The organism is Nocardia macrotermitis (assembly GCF_009604405.1).
GTDB lineage: Bacteria > Actinomycetota > Actinomycetes > Mycobacteriales > Mycobacteriaceae > Nocardia > Nocardia macrotermitis.
This window is the reverse complement of the sequence record NZ_WEGK01000009.1, coordinates 1-19,738: the sequence shown is the minus strand read 5'-3', so window position 1 is coordinate 19,738 and position 19,738 is coordinate 1. Positions and strand designations below refer to the sequence as shown.

Genomic DNA, 19,738 nt, shown 5'->3' with positions numbered 1-19,738 from the left:
ATTCCGGCCGACACGCGGAGCGCGCCCGAACCGGTCGCTACGGTGGATCGCGGCACTCGCCGCACTCTCCCCGTCAGCCCGTATTACCGTGCACGCCTTGGGAGTTCACATGTTCGCCTGGCTCAACGACCTACCCGTCTGGCTCGGCTTCCTGATCGTCACCGGCACCCTGGTGGTGGTCACCTGCGCGGGCATCGCACTGCTGCGACCGTTCGTGCTGAAGGTGTTCGGCCCGGAACCCGGCCGCAACGAACAGGTCACCATGGTGCTCACCGTCGGCGGCGTCTTCTACGGCCTGCTGCTCGGCCTGGTCGCCGCGGCGACCTATCAGGCCTACGACTCCGCGCAGGATCTGGTCTCCAGCGAGGCCGCCGCGGTCGGCACCCTGTACCGCGAGGTGTCGGCCTATCCGGAGCCGGAGCGCGTTGTGCTGCAACAGGATCTGGTCGATTACACGAACAATCTGCTGACCGTCGCGTTCCCGGATCTGCGCGCCGGGCAGGACCCGCCCGGCGGCACCGCGATCGTCGGCCGCTTCCAGCAACATCTGCTGGCCTTCGAGCCCCGGACCCGCACCCAGGAGATCGTGCACACCGCCGCCATCGAACAGTTCGCCAAATTCGACGATCAACGTCGCGAACGCATCAACGCCACCGCGGGCGGCCTCCCCGACGTCCTGTGGGGCGTGATCGTCCTGGGAGCCTTGGTGAACCTGGCCATGCTGTGCTTGTTCAGCCTCTCCACCCGAGGCGCCCACCTCCTGCTCGGCGGCCTGTTCGCCTTCTTCCTGGGCACCATGATCTTCCTCATCGCGGCCCTGGACTACCCCTTCCGTGGCGACCTCAGCGTCAGCCCCGACCCGGTCGAGTCGATGTACCACAATGTGATGAACCGCTGAGGCTGTATCTTCGGCCTCCGCTCCGCTCCGGCGGGTTTGCGGCGCCCTGAGGCTCACCGCCCGGCCCCGTGTCGGGCACTCGTTCCTCGCACCCGCTACGCGTCCGGGCGGCAAGCCGCGCCGCAAACCTTGCTGTCGGCGTTGTTCGGGCCCGGCGCGACCAGGTACGGGAGCGGTAACGGAAACCCGGCTAAGCTCGACTCGTAAGTCAGGGGTCGCGGTGAACAGCCGCGTGCCGCGCACAAGGGTGAGGGCTGGGTGTACCGGTGAAGTTGACAGGGCGATCGGTCATCGGATCGGTGCGGCGGCTGGTGGCCACCGCGCAGAACGGGCTGGAGGTGATCCGGTTCGGCGGGCTGGCCCATGACGTGGTGGCCTCGCCGTACGAGGTCACCGAACGCAAACGGATGTACCGGCTGCGGCACTACTTCCCCGACAACGCGCCCGACGCGGACCGCCCGGTCGCCCTGCTGGTCCCGCCGCTGATGGTCAGCGCCGACATCTACGACGTGAACGCCGAGGGCGGCGCGGTCGGCATCCTGAACCGCGCCGGAATCGACTGCTGGGTGCTGGATTTCGGCTCCCCGGCCACCGAGGAGGGTGGTTGGCAGCGGGATCTGGCCGATCACGTCGTCGCGCTGAACAGCGCCATCGATACGGTCAACGAACTGACCGGTCGCGGCGTGCACCTGATGGGCTACTCGCAGGGCGGCATGTTCGCCTATCAGACCGCCGCCTACCGCTACGGCAAGGGCGTGGACAGCATCGTCACCTTCGGCAGCCCGGTCGACATCGTCGCCGGACTACCCTTCGGCCTACCACAGGGGCTGGTGACCGAGGTCGCGGATTTCGTCGCCGATCACGTGCTGACCCGGCTGCCGATCACCGATTCGATGGTCCGGCTGGGCTTCCAGATGCTCGATCCGGTCAAGACCGCCAAGTCCCGCCTGGACTTCCTGCGGCAGTTGCACGACCGGGAGGCGTTGCTGCCCAAGGAACGTCAGCGCCGCTTCCTCGAACACGACGGCTGGGTGGGCTATTCCGGCCCGGCCGCCGCGGACCTGCTCAAGCAGTTCGTCGCGCACAACCGGATGATGGTGGGCGGCTTCGTGATTCGCGACCGTCCGGTCTCCCTGGCCGAACTCGAATGCCCGATCCTGGCCTTCGTCGGCGAGGTGGACGACATCGGCCAGCCCGCGGCCGTGCGCGGTATCGTGCGCGCCGCGCCGAACGCGGAGGTCTACGAGGCGTCGGTGCTGGCGGGACATTTCGGTCTGGTCGCCGGGAGCACGGCCACCAACCGGACCTGGCCGCTGGTGCGGGACTGGGTGCACTGGCTCGGCGGCCGGGGCGAACTGCCCGAGGCGATCGCCCCGATGACCGAGCACGTCGAGGTGAACCCGCAGCGTTCGGCGGCGACCCGGGTCGTGCACACCGTGGGCACGCTCGCCGAGGCCGGGGCCGGACTGGGTAGTGCGCTGGGGTCGATCGCGAACAGCACGTTGCGCGGTTCGGTGGAGCTGACCGGTGAGGCCGCCCGCGCGCTGCCCCGGCTGACCCGCCTGGGCATGATCCAGCCGCACACCCGGATCTCGTTGGGGCGCTTGCTGACCGAGCAGGCGCGTCGCGCACCGCTGAAAGACCTGTTCCTGTTCGACGATCGCGTACACACCAACGAGGCGGTCGCCGCCCGGATCGACAACGTGGTGCGCGGGCTGATCGCATCGGGCGTGCGCCCGGCCGCCAGGGTCGGGGTGCTGATGGAGACCCGGCCCAGTGCACTCGCCGCGGTCGCCGCACTCTCGCGCCTGGGCGCGGTCGCGGTGCTGCTCGCGCCGGGCAGTGAGATCGCGCGGGCCGTCGAGTTGACCGGCGTGAACACGATCATCGCCGATCCGGAGAATCTGCGCGACGCCGCGACGGTCGGCCGGGTGCTGGTGCTCGGCGGTGGCGACGCGCGGGGGCTGACCATCCCGCCCGGCGCCGACGTGATCGACCTCGAACAGATCGATCCGGCCCAGGTGGCACTGCCCGGCTGGTACCGCCCGGACCCCGGCCTCGCACGCGAGCTCGCCTTCGTCCTGGTCACCGGCACCGGCGCGAAACTGGAGCTGAAGTACATCACCAATCACCGCTGGGCGCTGTCCGCGTTCGGCACCGCGACCGCGGCCGACCTGGATCGCCGCGACACCGTGTACTGCCTTGCGCCGCTGCATCATTCGTCCGGTCTGCTGGTCAGCCTGGGCGGCGCGGTGGCGGGCGGCAGCCGGATCGCGCTGGCCCGCTCGCTGGACCCGGCCCGATTCGTCGAGGAGGTGCACCGCTACGGCGTCACCGTCGTCACCTACACCTGGACGATGTTGCGCGACATTCTCGACGCGGACACCTTCCCCAACGGCCACCCGCACCCGATCCGGCTGTTCATCGGCTCCGGCATGCCCGCGGGTCTGTGGCGGCGGACCGTCGAAAGGTTCGCTCCCGCACGGGTGTTGGAGTTCTACGCCTCGATCGAGGGCGATGTGGTGCTGGCCAATGTGGCCGGGACCAAACTCGGCTGCAAGGGCCGTCCGGTGCCGGGCACCGCGCGGGTGGAGCTGATCGCCTACGATTCCGCGACCGGCCGGATCCGCACGGACGCACAGGGTTTCGCGCGTCGCACGGCGGACAACGAGGTGGGCCTGCTGATCGGCAAGGCGTCCGAGGCCGTCGACATCTCCCAGGGCGGTCTGCGTGGCGTGTTCGCCCCGGGCGACGCGTGGATGCCGACGGAGAATCTGTTCCGCCGCGACAGCGACGGCGACTACTGGCTGATGGATCGCCGCGACACCGTCATCCAGACCCCGCGCGGCCCGGTCTACACCCAGCCGATCGTGGACGCGCTCAACGACATCAGCGCCGTCGACATGGAGGTCGCGTTCGGCTACCCGGCCGCCCCGGGCCGCACCCTGGCCGTGGCCGGGGTGAGCGTGCGCGCGGGCCACCGCCTCGAACCCAAGGACGTCACCGAGGCGTTGCGCTCCCTGGACCCGGTCCGCCGCCCCGACCTGGTCTACCTGGTCGACGAGATCCCCCGCAGCTCCACCTATCGCCCGTCGACCCGCGCGATCCAGGCGACCTTCGCCCTGAAATCCGGCCCCACCGTCTGGCGTCACGATCCGGCCACCGAAACCTACGAACCGCTGAGCGACGCAGTCCTCGCGACGCTGACCGACTGAATCCGAGCCGCTGCAAGCGCTATCGCGTGAGCTGCTCGGATCCTGTCGACAGATCAGCCTTGCCGGACGCCGGCGGTGTGGGTGCGGGACGCAGGCTCCCCGGCGACGCTGTCGGCAGGCGTCGGTCTGACCGACCGCGCCGCCCGGGCAGTCGGCACTGTTCATCGGCGGCCCGGTAGGTTGTCGGTCATGCCGGAGGAAACCTTGGACCCCACTCTGCTGAGCCTGCTGGCCTGCCCGCAGGACAAGGGCCCGCTGTCGCTGGTCCGTACCGAGGACGGCGCGAGCGTGCTCTACAACCCGCGGCTGCGCCGGGCCTACCCGATCGACGACGGCATTCCGGTGCTGCTGGTGGACGAGGCCCGTGAGGTCGGCGACGCCGAGCACGAGGCGTTCGTCGCCCAGGGCTGAACACACTCCCGAACACCGCCGCCGAGTCGTCAGGAGGGCGGCAGGTCCAGATCACCGGTGAGATACCGCTGCAACGACGGCCCGACGAGCCGCCCCAGCTCCTCGGCACTCATCGACACGATCGGTTCGATCCCGATGATCTTGCGCGCCATGAGTACCCCGCCCATCTGCGCGACGGCCAACGCCACCCGCGTGCCCCCGGCCCCGGGTGGCGAATCCACCCGGTGCCGAACATCTTTCAGGATGACCTCGAGCACGAAACTGCGCACCAGCCCCGCGTCCCCGCCACCGAGTATCGCCCGGAACGCGGCGATCGCGGACGCGCCGACGGGGGAGTCCCACACGCCGACCACCGTCCGCACGATCGTCTCGCCGAGCTGGTCCACCGGCGCGGCCGCGATATGCGCCCGGATGAGATCGGTATCCACCGGCAGATCCACCACGGCCGTGAGCAATTCCTGTTTGGTGCCGAAATAGTGATGCACCAGCGCGGGATCGACGCCCGCGGTACTCGCGATGGAACGGATCGACGCCTTGTCGAATCCGACCTCCGCGAACCGCGCCCGGGCGGCGTCGAGGATGGCCTCGCGAGTCCCGGACTGTCCGGGCCGCCGACCGCTGCGGCCGGACCCGGCGGCTTCACTGGTCTCATCCGCCCCGTGCGGAGATAAGCTCACCCGGCATCCTTCCCGGCCCGGGCCGGACCTCGCGCGGTCGCCCTCATGCCGTACGTCTGCGTAGTGTCGCCGCGCCCAAAGCCAGTGCGACAACAGCGAATACGGCCACGATACCCAGATCCCGCCACATCAGCCCGGTCGTCCCGGTGTACCGCGACACCTGCTGCAACGCGTCGACCGCATAACTCAGCGGCAGCACATCGCTGATCACCTCGAGCCAGCGCGGCAGCTGACCGCGCGGCACCAGCAACCCGCACAGGAACAGCTGCGGCCCGACGATCAGCGGCATGAACTGCACGGCCTGGAATTCGGTGCGCGCGAACGCACTTGCCAACAGTCCCAGCGCCACCCCGAGCACGGCGTCGAGCACCGCGATCAACAGCACCAGCCACACACTGCCCGCCGACTGCATCCCCAGCAACCAGAATGCCACCAGACAGGCCAGCCCCGCCTGCACCGTCGCCGCGAGCGAGAAGGCCGAACCGTATCCGGCCAGCAGATCCAGCTTCGACAGCGGCGTGGTCATGAGGCGTTCCAGTGTGCCGGAAGACCTTTCGCGCTGCATCGCGATGGCGGTGATCAGGAACATCACGATGAACGGCAGGATGCCGAGCAGGCTGATGCCGACCCGGTCGAACAGCGTCGGCATGCCCGGCATCGAGGGCGTGTCGTGGTAGACGAAGTACACCAGCGCCAACAGCAGCGTCGGCACCAGGACGAGCATGGCGACGGTGCGCCGATCCGCCCGCAGCTGCCGCAGAATTCGTCCGGTGGTGGCGGTGTAGCAGGTGAAAGTCGTTGTCATGACGGCTCTCCCATTCTGATCAGGGCGAGAAACGCGTTCTCCAAACTGGTTTCGCCGGTCTCGGCGCGGAGTTCGGCGGGGCTGAGCTGGGCCAGTAGCCTGCCCTCGCGCATCAGCAGCAGCTGATCGCAGTGTTCGGCCTCATCCATCACGTGACTCGAGACCAGCAGCGTGCGGCCCTGCGCGGCCAGCGCGTGGAACTGCTGCCACAGGTCCACGCGCAGCACCGGATCCAGCCCGACGGTCGGCTCGTCCAGCACCAGCACCTCCGGATCGGCGACCAGCGCGCAGGCCAGCGAGGCGCGGGTGCGCTGCCCGCCGGAGAGCTGATTACCGCGTTGGCGGGTGTGCTCGGCGAGTCCGACCGCGGTGATGGCGGCGTTGGCGTCGTTGCGCGAACGCCCGTACAGCGCCGCGAAATATCCGACGTTGTCCAGCACGGTCAGGTCGTCGTAGATGCTCGGGGCCTGCGTCACGTAACCCACCCGCGCCCGCAGCCCCGGTGTTCCGGCCGCCTCGCCGAGGACGCGCACACTGCCCGCCTCGACGAGTTGGGTTCCGACGACGCTGCGCATCAGCGTGGTCTTTCCGCACCCGGACGGGCCGAGCAGCCCGGTGATGCAGCCGCGCGGCACGGTCAGCGAAATATCGTGCAGCACTTCGTGTTCGCCGCGACGCACGCGCAGGTGCTCGACCTCGATCGCGGGGGACGGTTCGGATGCCGTCATGGGACGCCTCATATTTCATCGAGCGTTGAATTCACTGTGTGATGAATTCTGCGCCCCGTCCCGAGAAACACGCAACCCCTGGCCGCCGCACTCCGGCGTGTCGCTGTCCACCCCTCTTGACGTGTGGTTGTTCGCTCGCGTCCCGTTCAGTCGCGCTCGGGCAGCGCGCAGCCGTCCGGCCCGCACGCATCCGCGCCACCGACGACCTCGAGGACCGGATTCCGATCGCCCCACGCGCGCTCGAGCGCCTGCGCGAAAACCTCCGGCGGCTGTGCCCCGGACACCCCGTAGGTGCGGTCGAAGACGAAGAACGGCACACCCGTGGCACCGAGCCGGGCCGCCTCCCGCTCGTCGGCGCGAACCGCGTCCGCGTACGCCTCGGCATCGGCCAGCACCGCCCGCACGTTGGCCTCGTCGAGTCCGGCCTGCACCGCCAGCCCGACCAGACGCTCGGAATCGCCGAACAGCGGCGCGTCCTCCGCGAAATTACCCCGGTACAGCGCGTCCAGCAGCTGCTCCTGCTGACCGTGCGCGAGCGCGTAGTGCAGCAGCCGATGCATATCGAAACTGCTCCCGAAATCCCGCCCCGACGTGCGATAGGTCAGTCCGGCCGTCTCGGCCTGCGCCCCGATGCCGCGCTCGTTGGCGGCGGCCTGCGCCGCGCTGATGCCGTACTTCTCCGCGATGTGCTCGATCACCGGCCCGCTGTGGCCCGGCGCCAGCGTCGGATCCAGCTCGAACGAGCGATGCACGACCTCGACCTGCTCACGATGCTCGAACCCGGCCAACGCCTGTTCGAAACGGCGCTTGCCCAGATAGCAGAAAGGGCAATTTATATCGGTCCAGATCTCCACCTGCACGGCCATGGGTACCTCATTTCGACTCACGATATTCCCGACAGTGCAACGGGTGCGCAGCTTCGAATCATTCCCCGGCCTCTCGGTATTCACGCTGGTGACGCCGGTATCGGGACCGCGCGCCGAAGCATCGGGTCGCGGGTCGCGGCATCGGGAGCGAGGGCGCGAAGCCCCTTGCGGAAGATCGGTGGTTCGTTACGCTCGCAGGCGAGGGATATTCCTGCCTGATGACGGTGCGGCTACCTGAGCGGTGTTCTGTTCGGTCGAAACCCCCTGTGGCAGAAAGGCAGTCCCATCATGACCCAGGTACAGCCCGATCCCGCCCTGGCCGTCAAACAACCCACGGACGCGACGCGCGCGGCCCAGCTGGACTTCATCGCCGGGCTCCCCTTCGACGACGTGCGCGACCTCGAGGACTCCTCGCGCGGGTTCATCGCGACGCTGGATCCGCCGCGGATCACCTTCCCCGACGGCAGCCTGGTGTTCGATCTGTCCGGCTACGAATTCGTCACCGACGCCGAGGCCCCGCCGAGCGTGAACCCGAGCCTGTGGCGGCACGCGCTGGTCAACAAGCCGCACGGCCTGTTCGAGGTGATGGAGGGGGTGTATCAGCTGCGTGGGCTGGACATTTCCAATATGACCATCATCGAGGGCGACACCGGAATCATCGTCATCGATCCGATGACGTACATGGAGACCGCGAAGGCCGGCCTGGAACTGTACTTCCGGCATCGCCCGGCCCGCCCGGTCAAGGCCGTGATCTACACGCACAGCCACGCCGACCACTACGGCGGCGTGCGTTCGGTGATCGACGAGGCCGATGTGCGCGCCGGACGTACGCAGGTCATCGCACCGGCCGGATTCCTGAAGGAGGCGGTCGCCGAGAACGTCTACGCGGGCAACGCGATGGCCCGCCGCGCCATCTACATGTACGGCAACGTGCTCAAACGCGGTATCCAGGGCCAGATCAACGCGGGACTGGGCAACGGACTGCCGCACGGCGGCACCGCCTCGCTGATCGCGCCCAGCGACACCATCACCACCACCGGCGACCGGCGCACCGTCGACGGCGTCGAGATGGTCTTCCAGATGGCGCCCGGCACCGAGGCCCCCGCGGAATTCCTCATCCACTTCCCCGGCAAACGGCTCATGTGCGCGGCCGAGGACGCCACGCACACCATGCACAACCTCTACACGCTGCGCGGCGCGCAGGTTCGCGACGCGGCGACCTGGTGGAAGGTGCTCGACGAGACGATCGAGATGTTCGGCGCGGACACCGACGTGGTGATCGCCCAGCACCAGTGGCCGCGCTGGGGCAACGCCGATGTCGTGCAATTCCTCGAACAGCAGCGCGACCTGTACAAATACCTGCACGACCAGTCGCTGCGGCTGGCCAATCAGGGCTACACCATGTCCGAGGTCGCCGAACGCATCGAACTGCCGCCGGGGCTGGCCGGGCAGTGGCACTGCCGCGGTTACTACGGTTCGGCCAAACACAACTCCAAGGCCGTGTATCAGCGCTATCTGGGCTGGTACGACTCGCATCCCGCGCATCTGGATCCGTTGCAGCCGCAGGACTCGGCCCCGAAGTACGTGGAGTACATGGGTGGTGCGAAGGCGATCCTCGAGCGCGCCCGGGCGGCCTACGCGGCGGGTGAATACCGTTGGGTCGCAGAGGTTCTCACGCACGTGGTGTTCGCCGATCCGCGCAACACCGACGCGCGCGACCTGCAGGCCGACGCGTTCGAGCAACTCGGCTACCAGGCCGAGAACGGCACGTGGCGCAACGAATACCTGATGGGTGCCAAGGAATTACGCGAGGGCGTGCACGATCTCGGCGCGATCCAGCTGGCCGGATCCGATGTGCTCGCCGCGATGCCGGTGGAAATGTTGCTGGACTACCTGGGCATCCATCTCGACGGTCCCGCCGCCTGGCTGCGCACCGGCGCGTTCAACTGGGTGTTCGCCGATTTCGACGGCGTGGAGAAGCGTTTCGCCGTGCGGCTCAGCAACGGCACCCTGGTCTACACCGCCGAGAAGACCCTGCCCGATCCGGACGCGACCGTGTACTGGGATCGTGAAGCGTTCCAGAACATCATCCTGGGCACGACCACGCTCGACCAGGCCATCGCCTCGGGTGCGGTGCGGGTCGACGGTGATACCGCCGCGCTGTCCGGCCTGTTCGAACTGTTCGACACCTTCCCGTTCTGGTTCCCCATCGTCACGCCGTGAAGATCGGCCTCGCGTGGCGCCCTTCGCCGGGTGCCACGCGAGGTGCGGGACCGATCCGAGCGATTGTGATGTGGGTCACCATCTCGGGTGTCACGGATGGGTGCGCTGATCTGTCCCATGGACGACAGCGAATCGCGACCCCCATCGGAGGACGTCATGAACACCACCCCGGCCCACGAGATCGTCGTACTCGGCGGCGGCTACACCGGCCTGCTCGCCACCGTCCGGCTCGCCCACCGCACCCGCCGCGCGAACGTGCGGATCACCCTGGTCAACCCGGCGGACCGATTCGTCGAACGGCTCCGCATGCATCAGATCGCCGCCGGCCAGCAACTGGCCGATCGGCGCATCACCGACCTGCTCGACGGGACCGGGGTGCGGTTCCACCGAGCGGCCGCGACCGGTATAGATCCCGTCGCCCGGCGGGTCACCCTGTCCGACGGTGCGAGCCTGCCCTACGACACCCTGATCTACGCACTCGGCAGCAGCACCGACACCGAGCGGGTGCCGGGCGTCGCGGAGCACGCCTGGACCTTGAACGATCCCGTACGGGCACACCGCTTTTCGCAACGTCTCACCGAACTGGCCCGCGACGGCGGCGCGGTGACGGTGGTCGGCGGCGGGCTCACCGGAGTCGAGGCGGCGACCGAGATCGCGGAGAGCCACCCGGACCTGACGGTCACCCTGGTCGCCGCCGCCGAACCCGGCTCGATGATGGGTCCCGGGGCCCGCGCCCACCTCGACCGCGCCTTCGAACGTCTCGGCATCGTCCGACGGACCGGAGTGCAGGTCGAGAAGGTGCTGCCGCAGGCCGTCCGGCTGAGCACCGGTGAGACGATCGCGTCGGAGCTGACCCTGTGGACCGCGGGCGTGCGAGTGCCGCGCCTCGCCGCCGATGCCGGAATCGACACCGACACAACGGGTTCGGTGATCACCGACGCGACGTTGCGTTCGGTCTCGCATCCGGAGATCTACGCCGTCGGCGACGCCGCGAGCGTCCAGCAGGCGTTCGGACGGCTGCACGGCACCTGTCAGAGCGGCATGCCGACCGCCGCCTACGTCGCCGACACCATCGCGCGCAGGCTGCGCGGGCGCGAGGTCCGTCCGTTCCGGTTCGGGTACATCCACCAGCCGGTCAGCCTGGGACGGCGTGACGCGGTCATCCAGTTCACCCACGCCGACGACACCCCCCGACGCTGGTATCTGACCGGTCGAATCGCGGTGCGCTACAAGGAAACCGTGAGCGCCAGCCCGTGGCCGACGTACGGCATCAGCCGCAGGATGTCCGTGCCCGTGCAGTTCTCGCACGGCGGCAGCCGCACCCGGGAACGGGTATGACCGGAGAAAACCCGGCGGTCACCCCGCGCGATCCGGTAGGCATGACTCCCATGCGGGACCTCATGCCTCCGGAACCCGGATCCGCCGACCCCTTCACCGAACATCGGCGGCTGCTGTTCGGCACCGCCTATCGGATGCTCGGCACCGTCACCGATTCCGAGGACGTCCTGCAGGACGCCTGGATCACCTGGCACGGCGCGGACCGCTCGGCGGTCCGCAACCCCAGGGCATATCTCGTGCGAACGGTGGTCAACCTGGCGCTCAACCGCCTCACCTCCGCCCGCGCGACCCGCGAAACCTATGTGGGCCCTTGGCTTCCCGCGCCCATCCTCACCGAACCGAGTGCCGAGCAGGAGTCCGAGATGGCCGACACCGTCTCGACCGCGATGCTGGTCGTATTGGAGACGTTGACTCCGGTCGAACGCGCGGTCTTCGTGCTGCGCGAGGTGTTCGGCTTCTCGCACGCCGAGATCGCCGGATTCATCGACCGTCCCGAGGCGACCGTCCGGCAGATCGCGCACCGGGCCCGCGCGCATGTGCAGGCCCGGCGGCCGCGCTGCGACAGCGATGGCGCCGAGCGGCGCGAGATCACCGAGAAATTCCTGGCCGCGGCGCACGGTGGCGACGTCAACGCGCTGATGGAACTGCTCGCCCCCGACGTCACCCTCTGGAACGACGGCGGCGGCAAGGTCACCGCGGCCCGTCGCCCGCTGTACGGGCCCGACCACGTCGCGCGCTGGATGCTCGGGGTGCTGGCCAAACCGGTGGCCGCCGGGATCCGGATGGCGCCGGCGACGATCAACGGCGAACTCGGCCTGCTGGTCCTGTTCGGCGAGATGCCGATGGGCGCGCTCACCTTCGACATCCTCGACGGCCACATCCTGAACGTGCGTTTCCAGGTGAATCCGGACAAGCTCGCGGGCCTGCTCCCGGGCCAGTAGCGGCCGCAACGCATTTCGGCATTTCGCGACCGATTACCACTGTCACCGATCCGGGGACGAAAGTCCCCGATCGCCGCGCGCGGCTCCTACGCGGCGTGCGTGCGGGTTAATTTCGATCTCTCCAGCCCGCTGGAAGGCCGGAACCGCACTGCCGTAGGAGCCCTCACCCATGCACACCGGACCACACCCCACGTCGCGTCGCCCCGGCAATCGCCGACCACTCGGCCGCCGAATCACCTTGCTGCCGTGGGTATTCGCCGCAGTCCTGGGCACCGGCTCGCTGATCGGCACCCCCGTCGCCGCGGCCGCCCCCGCCTTCATCTCCTGCCCGGCCCAGGACTACCAGAACTCCAGCGGCAACTGCATCCCCCGCCCCGAAGCCGCCCCCGACGGCAGTGCCCCCGCCGGCGCCACCGCCCAGTGCCGCGACGGCGAATACAGCTTCAGCCAACACCGCCGCGGCACCTGCTCCGGCCACGGCGGCGTCGCCCGCTGGCTCTGACCGAGTCGCCACTCGTCCCCGAGGTGCATCGGCCTGGACGGTCATGAACCATAGTGGCGTCACAGCGTCTCTGATCGAGCCGCCCGCCGACTCCGACCGAGTCGTCGTTGGACCCAGAGGTGCATTGACCTGGACGGTCACGAATCACGGCGGTGTTGCTCGCGGCAGTGGTCGGGTCGCCGTTGGTCCCAAGTGAGTACGGGCGTGACCGTCACGGGCCAAGGTGTGACCGGATCTCCGTCGGTGCAGGTTGCTGCGGTCGGCATCGAATCCGGTCGGGTCGCGGTGTGGCGCACGGTCTTTGGGCATCACTCGCGTGTCGAGGCTTCGCAGGGGGAGCCGACGATTCGGGGGTGCGTGCGTGGGCGCGGGGCCGGTCTGGACAATCGGGGATTGTGTGTGCGGAGGAACTTGCGGTGGATCCGGTGTCGGCCGCGCGGCGGTTGCTGGGATCGACGTTGTGGTCCGGGCAGGTCGGGGTGCGGATCGTGGAGGTGGAGGCGTACGGCGGTGATCCGGCGGGGCCGTGGCCGGATCCGGCGGCGCATTCCGGGCGCGGGCGGACGCCGCGCAGTTCGGTGATGTTCGGTCCGCCCGGGGTGCTGTACGTCTACTTCAGTTACGGCATGCACACCTGCGTCAATGTGACCTGCGGCCCCGACGGCACCGCCAGCGGTGTGCTGCTGCGTGCGGGCGAGGTGGTCGCCGGACACGACACCGCGCGTGCCCGGCGACCTGCCGCCCGCACCGACGCCGACCTGGCCAGGGGCCCGGGGAATTTCGGCAGCGCCCTCGGAATCACCTTGGACGACTACGGAACTCCGCTGTTCGCCCCGGACTCGGCTATTCGCCTGGAGTTGGTCGCACCGCCCTTGCCGCCCGAGAAGATCAGCGTCGGCCCGAGGGTCGGTGTCCGCCTGGAGGCCGACCGCCCGTGGCGTTTCTGGCTGACCGACTCACCCGCCGTATCCACCTACCGCCGCAGCCCCCGCGCGCCCAAGGAGGACGCCTCCGCCTGAGTTCGCCGTCGCGATCCGGGCCGCCGATCTCGTTGAGCAGCAGGGTATTTCCCTCGCTCGGGCTCTCTCCGAGAATCGGTCGGCCCGGATGGTGACGGTCTTTCTACGCGGTCGGCACCCGGTCGGCCGGGTCCATATCACTTGTCGCGACTCGTGCAGCCGCCGCGAGTACCGCGCGACAGGACGCGTCGGTGGGAGAGTTCCCGATTCCCATGGCCCACTGGACGATTCCCTCGGAACGGTACTCGAGGTAAGCGATCCGCATATCCTGCCCGATCCGGTCGGCCGTCTGACGCGTCAGTGAGAGAATTTCCACCGGCAGACCCACCCCGGTGGCGATCGCGGCCAGCAGTTCGGCGGGGTTGTCGGTGTCCGCCGAACGCTCGAGGATCCGACCGTCCACCTCGAGCGCCAGGCGTACGGACGAATCACCGATCACACACTCCGACAACCGAATTCGCCCGGATCGCGGCGCGTACACGGTGATCAACAACGCGTACAACATCGCCGCGGTGACCTCGTCCCCGGTCGCATCGGTGAGCCGCTGCACGTGCCCGGCGAAATCGATCTGCAACCGCCGAGGCAGTTCGACGCCGTACCCGGTATCCAGCAGATACGCGATCCCACCCTTGCCGGACTGGGAATTCACCCGGATCACCGCATCGTACGAGCGGCCCACATCCGCCGGATCGATCGGCAGATACGGTACCTCCCAAGGGATCTCGCTCTCCGGCAGACCCGCCCGCGCGGCTCGTTCGCGATGCGCGGCGAACCCCTTCTTGATGGCATCCTGATGCGTCCCCGAGAACGCGGTGTACACCAGATCGCCGACGTACGGATGCCGCTCGGGCACCGGCATCCGGGTGCAGTACTCGACCGTGCGCCGGACCCGATCGATATCGGAGAAGTCGATCATCGGATCCACCCCCTGCGCGTGCAAATTCAGTGCGAGAGTGGCGATATCGACATTCCCGGTCCGCTCGCCGTTGCCGAAGATGCAGCCCTCCACCCGCTGCGCCCCCGCGAGCACGGCCAACTCGGCGCAGGCGATCCCGGTACCGCGATCGTTGTGCGGATGCACCGACAGGATCACCCCGTCCCGGCGGGCCAGATTGTGGTGCATGTACTCGATCTGATCCGCGTACACGTTCGGCGTGGCGACCTCCACGGTCGCGGGCAGATTCAGGATCACCGGACGTTCCGGCGTCGCGTCCCACAGCGTCGTCATCGAATCACACACGTGCAGCACGAAATCCGGCTCGGTGAGGATGAACACCTCGGGCGAGAACTCGAATCGGACGTTCTCCCGATCCCCGGCCAGCTCGAGGATGTCGCGCCCACCGGCCAGGATCAACTCCGCCACCTCGGCGCGGCCGCGGCCCAGCACCTGTTCGCGCCAGACCGGCGCGGTCGCGGTGTACATGTGGATCACCACGTCGTTCGTGATGCCCTCGACCGAGGCGACGGTGCGTTCGATGAGATCGCGCCGGGCCGGGGTGAACACGACGATCGTGACGTCCTCGGGCGCGAGGTTCGCGTCGCGGATCAGGCGCACGAAGTCGAAGTCGGTCTGCGAGGCGCTCGGATAGCCGACCTCGATCTCCTTGTACCCCATGGCGACCATGAGTTCGAACAGAGCGCGCTTGCGTTCGGGATCCATCGGTTCGGCCAGGGCCTGATTGCCGTCACGCAGATCGACCGGCACCCACAGCGGGGCCTCGGTGATCCGCGCCGACGGCCACCGCCGATCGGTGAGCGGCACCGAAACCCGTTCGTACACATCGCGATAACGATGCGAGGGCATGACGGACGAGCACTGGCGATTCCAGTGGAATGACATGAGTTCGGAAACTTTCGCGTCGAAGGACGACCGGCGCAGCCCTGCAACCCGCGGGCAGGGTGCCGGTCGATCAGACCCCGCCGCGGCGAAGGAGCAGAAGGTTCCGGTATCCCATGTGGCCTACACTAGACGGCAACAACTCCTCAGACAAGTAGAGAGGTGAACGGACCTTGGTGCACGTGCAGCGTCATCCGCTGGCCGCGCAGGCGGCGGAGTTACTCCTGGACCGGATCCGCGCCGGCGAATGGCGGCTCGGCCACAAACTGCCGGGGGAGACGACCCTGGCCGCGCAACTGGGCGTCGGCCGCTCCACACTGCGCGAGGCGATCCGCGAACTGGCGGGTCGGGGCGTGCTCGAAAGCCGCCAGGGCGCAGGCGTTTTCGTCACGGCCCTGGATGTCGCCGAGGACTGGGACACCGTCCTGCGCCGCACCGACATCGTCACCGTCATCGAGGCGCGCATCGCCATCGAGGCCGAGGCGGCCGCCCTGGCCGCACGCCGCCGCACCCCCGCCGACCTGCGCGCCATGTGGCGGGCCCTGGCCGCGCGAGCCGAGCGCCACGAATCGGTGCCCGACCTGGTCGACGCCGACACCACGTTCCATCGCACCGTCGTCCTCGCCGCGCACAACGATGTGCTCACCGGAATGTTCGACGCCTTCGTCCCACGCCTGCGGCACGCCATGATCGATATGCTGCGCATCCGCCCGCTCGCGGACGAACAAGCCGACCACCACGCGCACAAGATCCTGCTCGACGCCATCCGCTCCCGGGACACCGCCGCTGCCGCGACCGCGAGCCGACTCCACCTGACTTCACTGAAGGACGCCTTCGCATAAGGCGTTCCGGCCGCCGATGAATTTCCCGGGACCGCCTCGTCGTATCGAGCAAGCGCGCTCGACAGCACACCGGCAACCCGAAGGACATCGCATGACCGCCATCACCCACCCCACCTCGACCGCCTCGACCGGCAAGATCCGCACCCGCATCGTGTGGACCCTGCGTATCGTGCTCGGCCTCTTCTTCATCATCGCCTCCGGCCTGCCCAAACTGCTCGGCGACGCCACCGCGGTACACGTCTTCCAGCAGATCGGCTGGGGCGAATGGTTCCGCTACCTCACCGGCGCGGTCGAGGTGTCCGGCGGCCTGGGCCTGCTGATCCCGCGCCTGACCCGCGCCGCCGCCGCGGGCCTGACCATCACCATGGTCTGCGCCGCCGCGACCCAGGTCTTCCTCGTGCACGCCCCCGCCACCGCGATCTTCCCGCTGGCGCTGGCCGTCCTGTTCGCCTGGCTCACCACCCAGCGCCGCTGACCCGAGCCCCCGCAGCCCGCCGCCGATCACCGTATCGGCGGCGGGCTCACGTCATCCGTCTGTACCGGAACCGGTGAGGTCCATTGCTGGTTCGTCATCGCCGGAGGTCAGGTTCGCGCCCCGCCGATGTGCACCCGGACTGATCCCGTAACGCCGTTTGAACGCCGCGCCGAGACTGAAGGCGGTGCCGTAACCCACTTGCCGCGCAATGGATTCCACGGTCGCGTCGGTGCCGCGCAACAGATCCGCGGCGCGGGCCAGCCGCCATTCGGTGAGATAGGCGATGGGCGGCTCACCCACCAGATCGGTGAACCGACGCGCGAGTGCGGCCCGCGAGACACCCACCGCGGCGGCCAGGTCGGCGACCGTCCAGTCGGTCGCGGGATTGTGCTCGAGCAGCCGTAGCGCCTGCCCGACCATCGGATCGGCATAGGCGTGATACCAGCGCGGCGCGCGTTCCCGCGCGAACCAGGCGCGCAGCGCGGCGATGGTGAGCAGATCCAACAGCCGGTCCAGCAGCGCGGCCTGCCCCGGTGCGTCACGTCCGGACTCGTCGACCAGCAACCCGAGCAGCCGCGCGTCGACCTGATCTCCGTCGAGTACGGCCAGTGGCGGCAGCGCACGCAGCAGTCGCTCGCTCACCGTTCCGGCGAACTCGTACGTCCCGGTCAGCAGCGCGGTCGCGCCGTCGGGATCGGTGCCCCAGCTGCGGACACCCAGATCCCATGTCTCACACAGTAATTCGCCGTCCGGAGTGGTCGTGGTCTGCCCAGGGTGCACGATCGCCCGCGGCGGCGTGCCCGGATCGTCGGCGACGACATAGGCATCGGGGCCACGCACGATCGCCACCGCCCCGGTCCCCAGCCGGGTGGGTTCGGCATCGTCCGGAACGAACCACGCCGAACCCCGCGTCACCACGATCACCGCGAGCGGCGCGCGGTCGGCGATGCGCAGCGACCACGGCGGATCCAGCAGCGACCGCATGACGAAGGCGCCGCGTGCGCGCGGACCGTCGAGCAGATCGGCGAGTGCGTCCATCCACCGACCATCGTCCACCGTGCGACGACGATCAACCCGGATATTCGGCGCGGCCGTATTTCGTTCGACCGCGGCCCGGCCCCGGGCGCACACTCGGTGTCGACCTGTCTGCGGGCAAGGCGCGGACGTGCGGAAAGATGGGATGGCGTGAGCCTCGACATCATCGATGAACTGACCTGGCGTGGACTGATCGCACAGTCCACCGATCTGGATGCCCTGCGGGCCGAGATCGCGAAGGGGCCCATCACTCTCTATGCGGGTTTCGATCCGACCGCCGCCAGTCTGCACGCCGGTCACCTGGTCCCGCTGCTGACGCTCGCGCGTTTCCAGCGCGCCGGGAATCGGCCGGTGGTGCTGGCCGGCGGCGCGACCGGCTTGATCGGCGACCCCCGGGACGTCGGTGAGCGGGTGATGAACTCGACCGACACCGTCGCCGAATGGGCCGATCGGATTCGCGGCCAACTCGAGCGGTTCGTCGACCTGGACGATTCGCCGACCGGCGCGGTCGTCGCGAACAACATGGACTGGACCGGCCCGCTGTCGACGGTGGACTTCCTGCGCGACGTCGGCAAGCACTTCTCGGTGAACGTCATGCTGGCCCGCGAGACGGTCAAGCGCCGCCTCGACGGCGACGGCATGTCCTACACCGAATTCAGCTACATGTTGTTGCAGGCCAACGACTTTCTGCAGTTGCGCCGCAAGCACGGGTGCACGTTGCAGGTCGGCGGATCCGATCAGTGGGGCAACATCATCGCGGGCGTCGAGCTGAACCGTCGGGTGGACAGCGCCCAGGTGCATGCGATGACCACACCGCTGGTGACCTCGGCCGACGGCAAGAAGTTCGGCAAGTCCACCGGCGGCGGCAGCCTGTGGCTGGACCCGGAGATGACCAGCCCGTACGCCTGGTACCAGTACTTCGTGAACACCGGTGACGCCGATGTCATCCGGTACCTGCGCTGGTTCACCTTCCTCGATCGCGAGGAGCTGGCCGAGCTGGAACTCGCCACGCAGGAACGTCCGCACGCCCGCGAGGCACAGCGCCGGCTGGCCGCGGAGATGACCACCCTGGTGCACGGCGAGGCGAACACCGCCGCGGTCCAGCTCGCCAGCCAGGCCCTGTTCGGTCGCGGTGACCTGGGTGAACTGGATTCCGGGACGTTGTCGGCGGCGCTGACCGAGGCGGCGGGGGAGAACTCCGTCGCCGTCGCGTCCGAGGGGGCCACGATCGTGGACCTGCTGGTGGAGTCGGGATTGTCCGAGAGCCGGGGTGCGGCCCGTCGTGCGGTGAACGACAACGGCGTCTCGGTGAACAACACCCGCGTCACCGATCCCGAATGGACCCCCGGCGAGGCCGACTACCTGCACGAACAGTGGTTGGTGCTGCGGCGTGGGAAGAAGAGTTTCGCCGGAGTTCGCCGGGCGGCCCGTTGACCGTCGGCATGACCTGAGTCACAATCGTTGACTCAGGTCGGCCGGGGCCGTAATCCCGGTCTTCTGACCTGCGTAAACGCGTGCTGTCTTGGCGATTTGACGTTCCGTTATCCGCCACGTAACTTATTCCAAGTCAGAGCGACACGGACACCGACCCGGGGCCGAGAGGCCAGGGAAACGAGGTAGTACGAGGAGCGCCTGACGCCATGCGCAACCGATCTCGATCCGCGAGCTTGACTCGAAGGCTTCGAGTGGTTAGGCTGGAAAACCTGCCTCCAGAGAGGGTCGAGACTAAATCGGCCGGATCTTCAGTGCGTGTGTTCTTTGAGAACTCAATAGTGTGTCGATGAATGTCAGTGCCAATTTTTTATTGGTTCCGGCCTCTTGCACCCCCGTGTGGGAGTGTCGGACATTTAGTCAGCAAATACTTTTGCTGGTGTTTGATTTTTTGCCATGGTTTTCGGACTCTGGTTAATTCTTCCGATTAGCCCT

At 68.4% G+C, this 19,738-nt stretch carries 17 protein-coding genes; 11 read left to right on the top strand and 6 right to left on the bottom strand.

Features of this window, described 5'->3' with window-relative positions; translation table 11 throughout:
* The first annotated feature begins 97 nt into the window (after window positions 1–97).
* The 3 genes from NRB20_RS20705 (at window position 98) to NRB20_RS20695 (ending at window position 4,524) form a co-directional block, all read left to right on the top strand.
* A complete protein-coding gene (locus tag NRB20_RS20705) occupies window positions 98–898 on the top strand; it encodes a bestrophin-like domain (protein WP_227833721.1) in 801 nt (266 codons plus the stop codon).
* 266 nt (window positions 899–1,164) lie between these two features.
* Complete coding sequence (locus tag NRB20_RS20700) at window positions 1,165–4,113, top strand: AMP-binding protein (protein WP_319945191.1); 2,949 nt, start codon at window positions 1,165–1,167, stop codon at window positions 4,111–4,113.
* Window positions 4,114–4,302: 189 nt separating this feature from the next.
* A complete protein-coding gene (locus NRB20_RS20695; protein ID WP_153411833.1) occupies window positions 4,303–4,524 on the top strand; it encodes a Trm112 family protein in 222 nt (73 codons plus the stop codon).
* A gap of 29 nt (window positions 4,525–4,553) precedes the next feature.
* On the opposite strand, the gene NRB20_RS20690 is transcribed toward NRB20_RS20695, so the two are convergent.
* From NRB20_RS20690 to NRB20_RS20675, 4 genes are all read right to left on the bottom strand, one after another.
* Window positions 4,554–5,201, bottom strand: a complete 648-nt coding sequence (locus NRB20_RS20690) for a TetR/AcrR family transcriptional regulator (RefSeq protein WP_319945190.1) — start codon at window positions 5,199–5,201, stop codon at window positions 4,554–4,556.
* Between the two features lie 43 nt (window positions 5,202–5,244).
* Entirely contained in the window at window positions 5,245–6,006 is a 762-nt protein-coding gene (locus tag NRB20_RS20685; RefSeq protein WP_153411831.1) for an ABC transporter permease, read from the bottom strand.
* Window positions 6,003–6,734, bottom strand: coding sequence for an ABC transporter ATP-binding protein (locus tag NRB20_RS20680; RefSeq protein ID WP_153411830.1), 732 nt, complete (start codon window positions 6,732–6,734; stop codon window positions 6,003–6,005). The genes NRB20_RS20685 and NRB20_RS20680 overlap by 4 nt, the downstream gene beginning before the upstream one ends.
* Window positions 6,735–6,880: 146 nt before the next feature.
* On the bottom strand, window positions 6,881–7,600 hold the full coding sequence (locus tag NRB20_RS20675; protein WP_153411829.1) for a DsbA family oxidoreductase: 720 nt from the start codon (window positions 7,598–7,600) through the stop codon (window positions 6,881–6,883).
* Window positions 7,601–7,888: 288 nt separating this feature from the next.
* Between NRB20_RS20675 and NRB20_RS20670 the strand changes: the two genes are divergently transcribed.
* The 5 genes from NRB20_RS20670 to NRB20_RS20650 all read left to right on the top strand — a co-directional run bounded on the left by NRB20_RS20670 (window position 7,889) and on the right by NRB20_RS20650 (window position 13,623).
* Window positions 7,889–9,823 (top strand): alkyl/aryl-sulfatase, encoded by a 1,935-nt coding sequence (locus NRB20_RS20670; protein ID WP_153411828.1) that lies wholly within the window; start codon window positions 7,889–7,891, stop codon window positions 9,821–9,823.
* Between the two features lie 156 nt (window positions 9,824–9,979).
* Window positions 9,980–11,161, top strand: a complete 1,182-nt coding sequence (locus NRB20_RS20665; RefSeq protein WP_153411827.1) for an NAD(P)/FAD-dependent oxidoreductase — start codon at window positions 9,980–9,982, stop codon at window positions 11,159–11,161.
* 50 nt (window positions 11,162–11,211) lie between these two features.
* The gene (locus NRB20_RS20660) at window positions 11,212–12,102 is read left to right on the top strand and encodes an RNA polymerase sigma-70 factor (protein WP_153412036.1); all 891 of its coding nucleotides are present in this window, start codon (window positions 11,212–11,214) and stop codon (window positions 12,100–12,102) included.
* Between the two features lie 169 nt (window positions 12,103–12,271).
* The gene (locus NRB20_RS20655) at window positions 12,272–12,604 is read left to right on the top strand and encodes a DUF3761 domain-containing protein (RefSeq protein ID WP_227833720.1); all 333 of its coding nucleotides are present in this window, start codon (window positions 12,272–12,274) and stop codon (window positions 12,602–12,604) included.
* Between the two features lie 395 nt (window positions 12,605–12,999).
* Complete coding sequence (locus NRB20_RS20650; protein ID WP_319945189.1) at window positions 13,000–13,623, top strand: DNA-3-methyladenine glycosylase; 624 nt, start codon at window positions 13,000–13,002, stop codon at window positions 13,621–13,623.
* A gap of 103 nt (window positions 13,624–13,726) precedes the next feature.
* Here NRB20_RS20650 and NRB20_RS20645 read toward each other — a convergent pair whose 3' ends face one another.
* Window positions 13,727–15,427: a 2-isopropylmalate synthase gene (locus NRB20_RS20645; protein WP_153411826.1), complete on the bottom strand. Its 1,701-nt coding sequence runs from the start codon at window positions 15,425–15,427 to the stop codon at window positions 13,727–13,729.
* Between the two features lie 206 nt (window positions 15,428–15,633).
* Here NRB20_RS20645 and NRB20_RS20640 point away from each other — a divergent pair, with 206 nt between their 5' ends.
* Both NRB20_RS20640 and NRB20_RS20635 read left to right on the top strand, forming a co-directional pair.
* A complete protein-coding gene (locus tag NRB20_RS20640; RefSeq protein WP_153411825.1) occupies window positions 15,634–16,302 on the top strand; it encodes a FadR/GntR family transcriptional regulator in 669 nt (222 codons plus the stop codon).
* A 91-nt stretch (window positions 16,303–16,393) separates the two neighbouring features.
* Window positions 16,394–16,777: a DoxX family protein gene (locus NRB20_RS20635; RefSeq protein ID WP_153411824.1), complete on the top strand. Its 384-nt coding sequence runs from the start codon at window positions 16,394–16,396 to the stop codon at window positions 16,775–16,777.
* Between the two features lie 51 nt (window positions 16,778–16,828).
* Here NRB20_RS20635 and NRB20_RS20630 read toward each other — a convergent pair whose 3' ends face one another.
* A complete protein-coding gene (locus tag NRB20_RS20630; RefSeq protein WP_153411823.1) occupies window positions 16,829–17,815 on the bottom strand; it encodes an AraC family transcriptional regulator in 987 nt (328 codons plus the stop codon).
* A gap of 147 nt (window positions 17,816–17,962) precedes the next feature.
* On the opposite strand from NRB20_RS20630, the gene tyrS reads away from it, so the two are divergent.
* Window positions 17,963–19,246: a tyrosine--tRNA ligase gene (gene tyrS / locus NRB20_RS20625; protein ID WP_319945188.1), complete on the top strand. Its 1,284-nt coding sequence runs from the start codon at window positions 17,963–17,965 to the stop codon at window positions 19,244–19,246.
* The last annotated feature ends 492 nt before the right edge of the window (window positions 19,247–19,738 follow it).

Coding starts and splice junctions, on each gene's coding strand:
- NRB20_RS20630 (WP_153411823.1), bottom strand. CDS start 17,815: ATGGACGCACTCGCCGATCTGCTCGACGGTCCGCGCGCACGCGGCGCC.
- NRB20_RS20655 (WP_227833720.1), top strand. CDS start 12,272: ATGCACACCGGACCACACCCCACGTCGCGTCGCCCCGGCAATCGCCGA.
- NRB20_RS20675 (WP_153411829.1), bottom strand. CDS start 7,600: ATGGCCGTGCAGGTGGAGATCTGGACCGATATAAATTGCCCTTTCTGC.
- NRB20_RS20665 (WP_153411827.1), top strand. CDS start 9,980: ATGAACACCACCCCGGCCCACGAGATCGTCGTACTCGGCGGCGGCTAC.
- NRB20_RS20635 (WP_153411824.1), top strand. CDS start 16,394: ATGACCGCCATCACCCACCCCACCTCGACCGCCTCGACCGGCAAGATC.
- NRB20_RS20695 (WP_153411833.1), top strand. CDS start 4,303: ATGCCGGAGGAAACCTTGGACCCCACTCTGCTGAGCCTGCTGGCCTGC.
- NRB20_RS20680 (WP_153411830.1), bottom strand. CDS start 6,734: ATGACGGCATCCGAACCGTCCCCCGCGATCGAGGTCGAGCACCTGCGC.
- NRB20_RS20670 (WP_153411828.1), top strand. CDS start 7,889: ATGACCCAGGTACAGCCCGATCCCGCCCTGGCCGTCAAACAACCCACG.
- NRB20_RS20685 (WP_153411831.1), bottom strand. CDS start 6,006: ATGACAACGACTTTCACCTGCTACACCGCCACCACCGGACGAATTCTG.
- NRB20_RS20660 (WP_153412036.1), top strand. CDS start 11,212: ATGCGGGACCTCATGCCTCCGGAACCCGGATCCGCCGACCCCTTCACC.
- NRB20_RS20645 (WP_153411826.1), bottom strand. CDS start 15,427: ATGCCCTCGCATCGTTATCGCGATGTGTACGAACGGGTTTCGGTGCCG.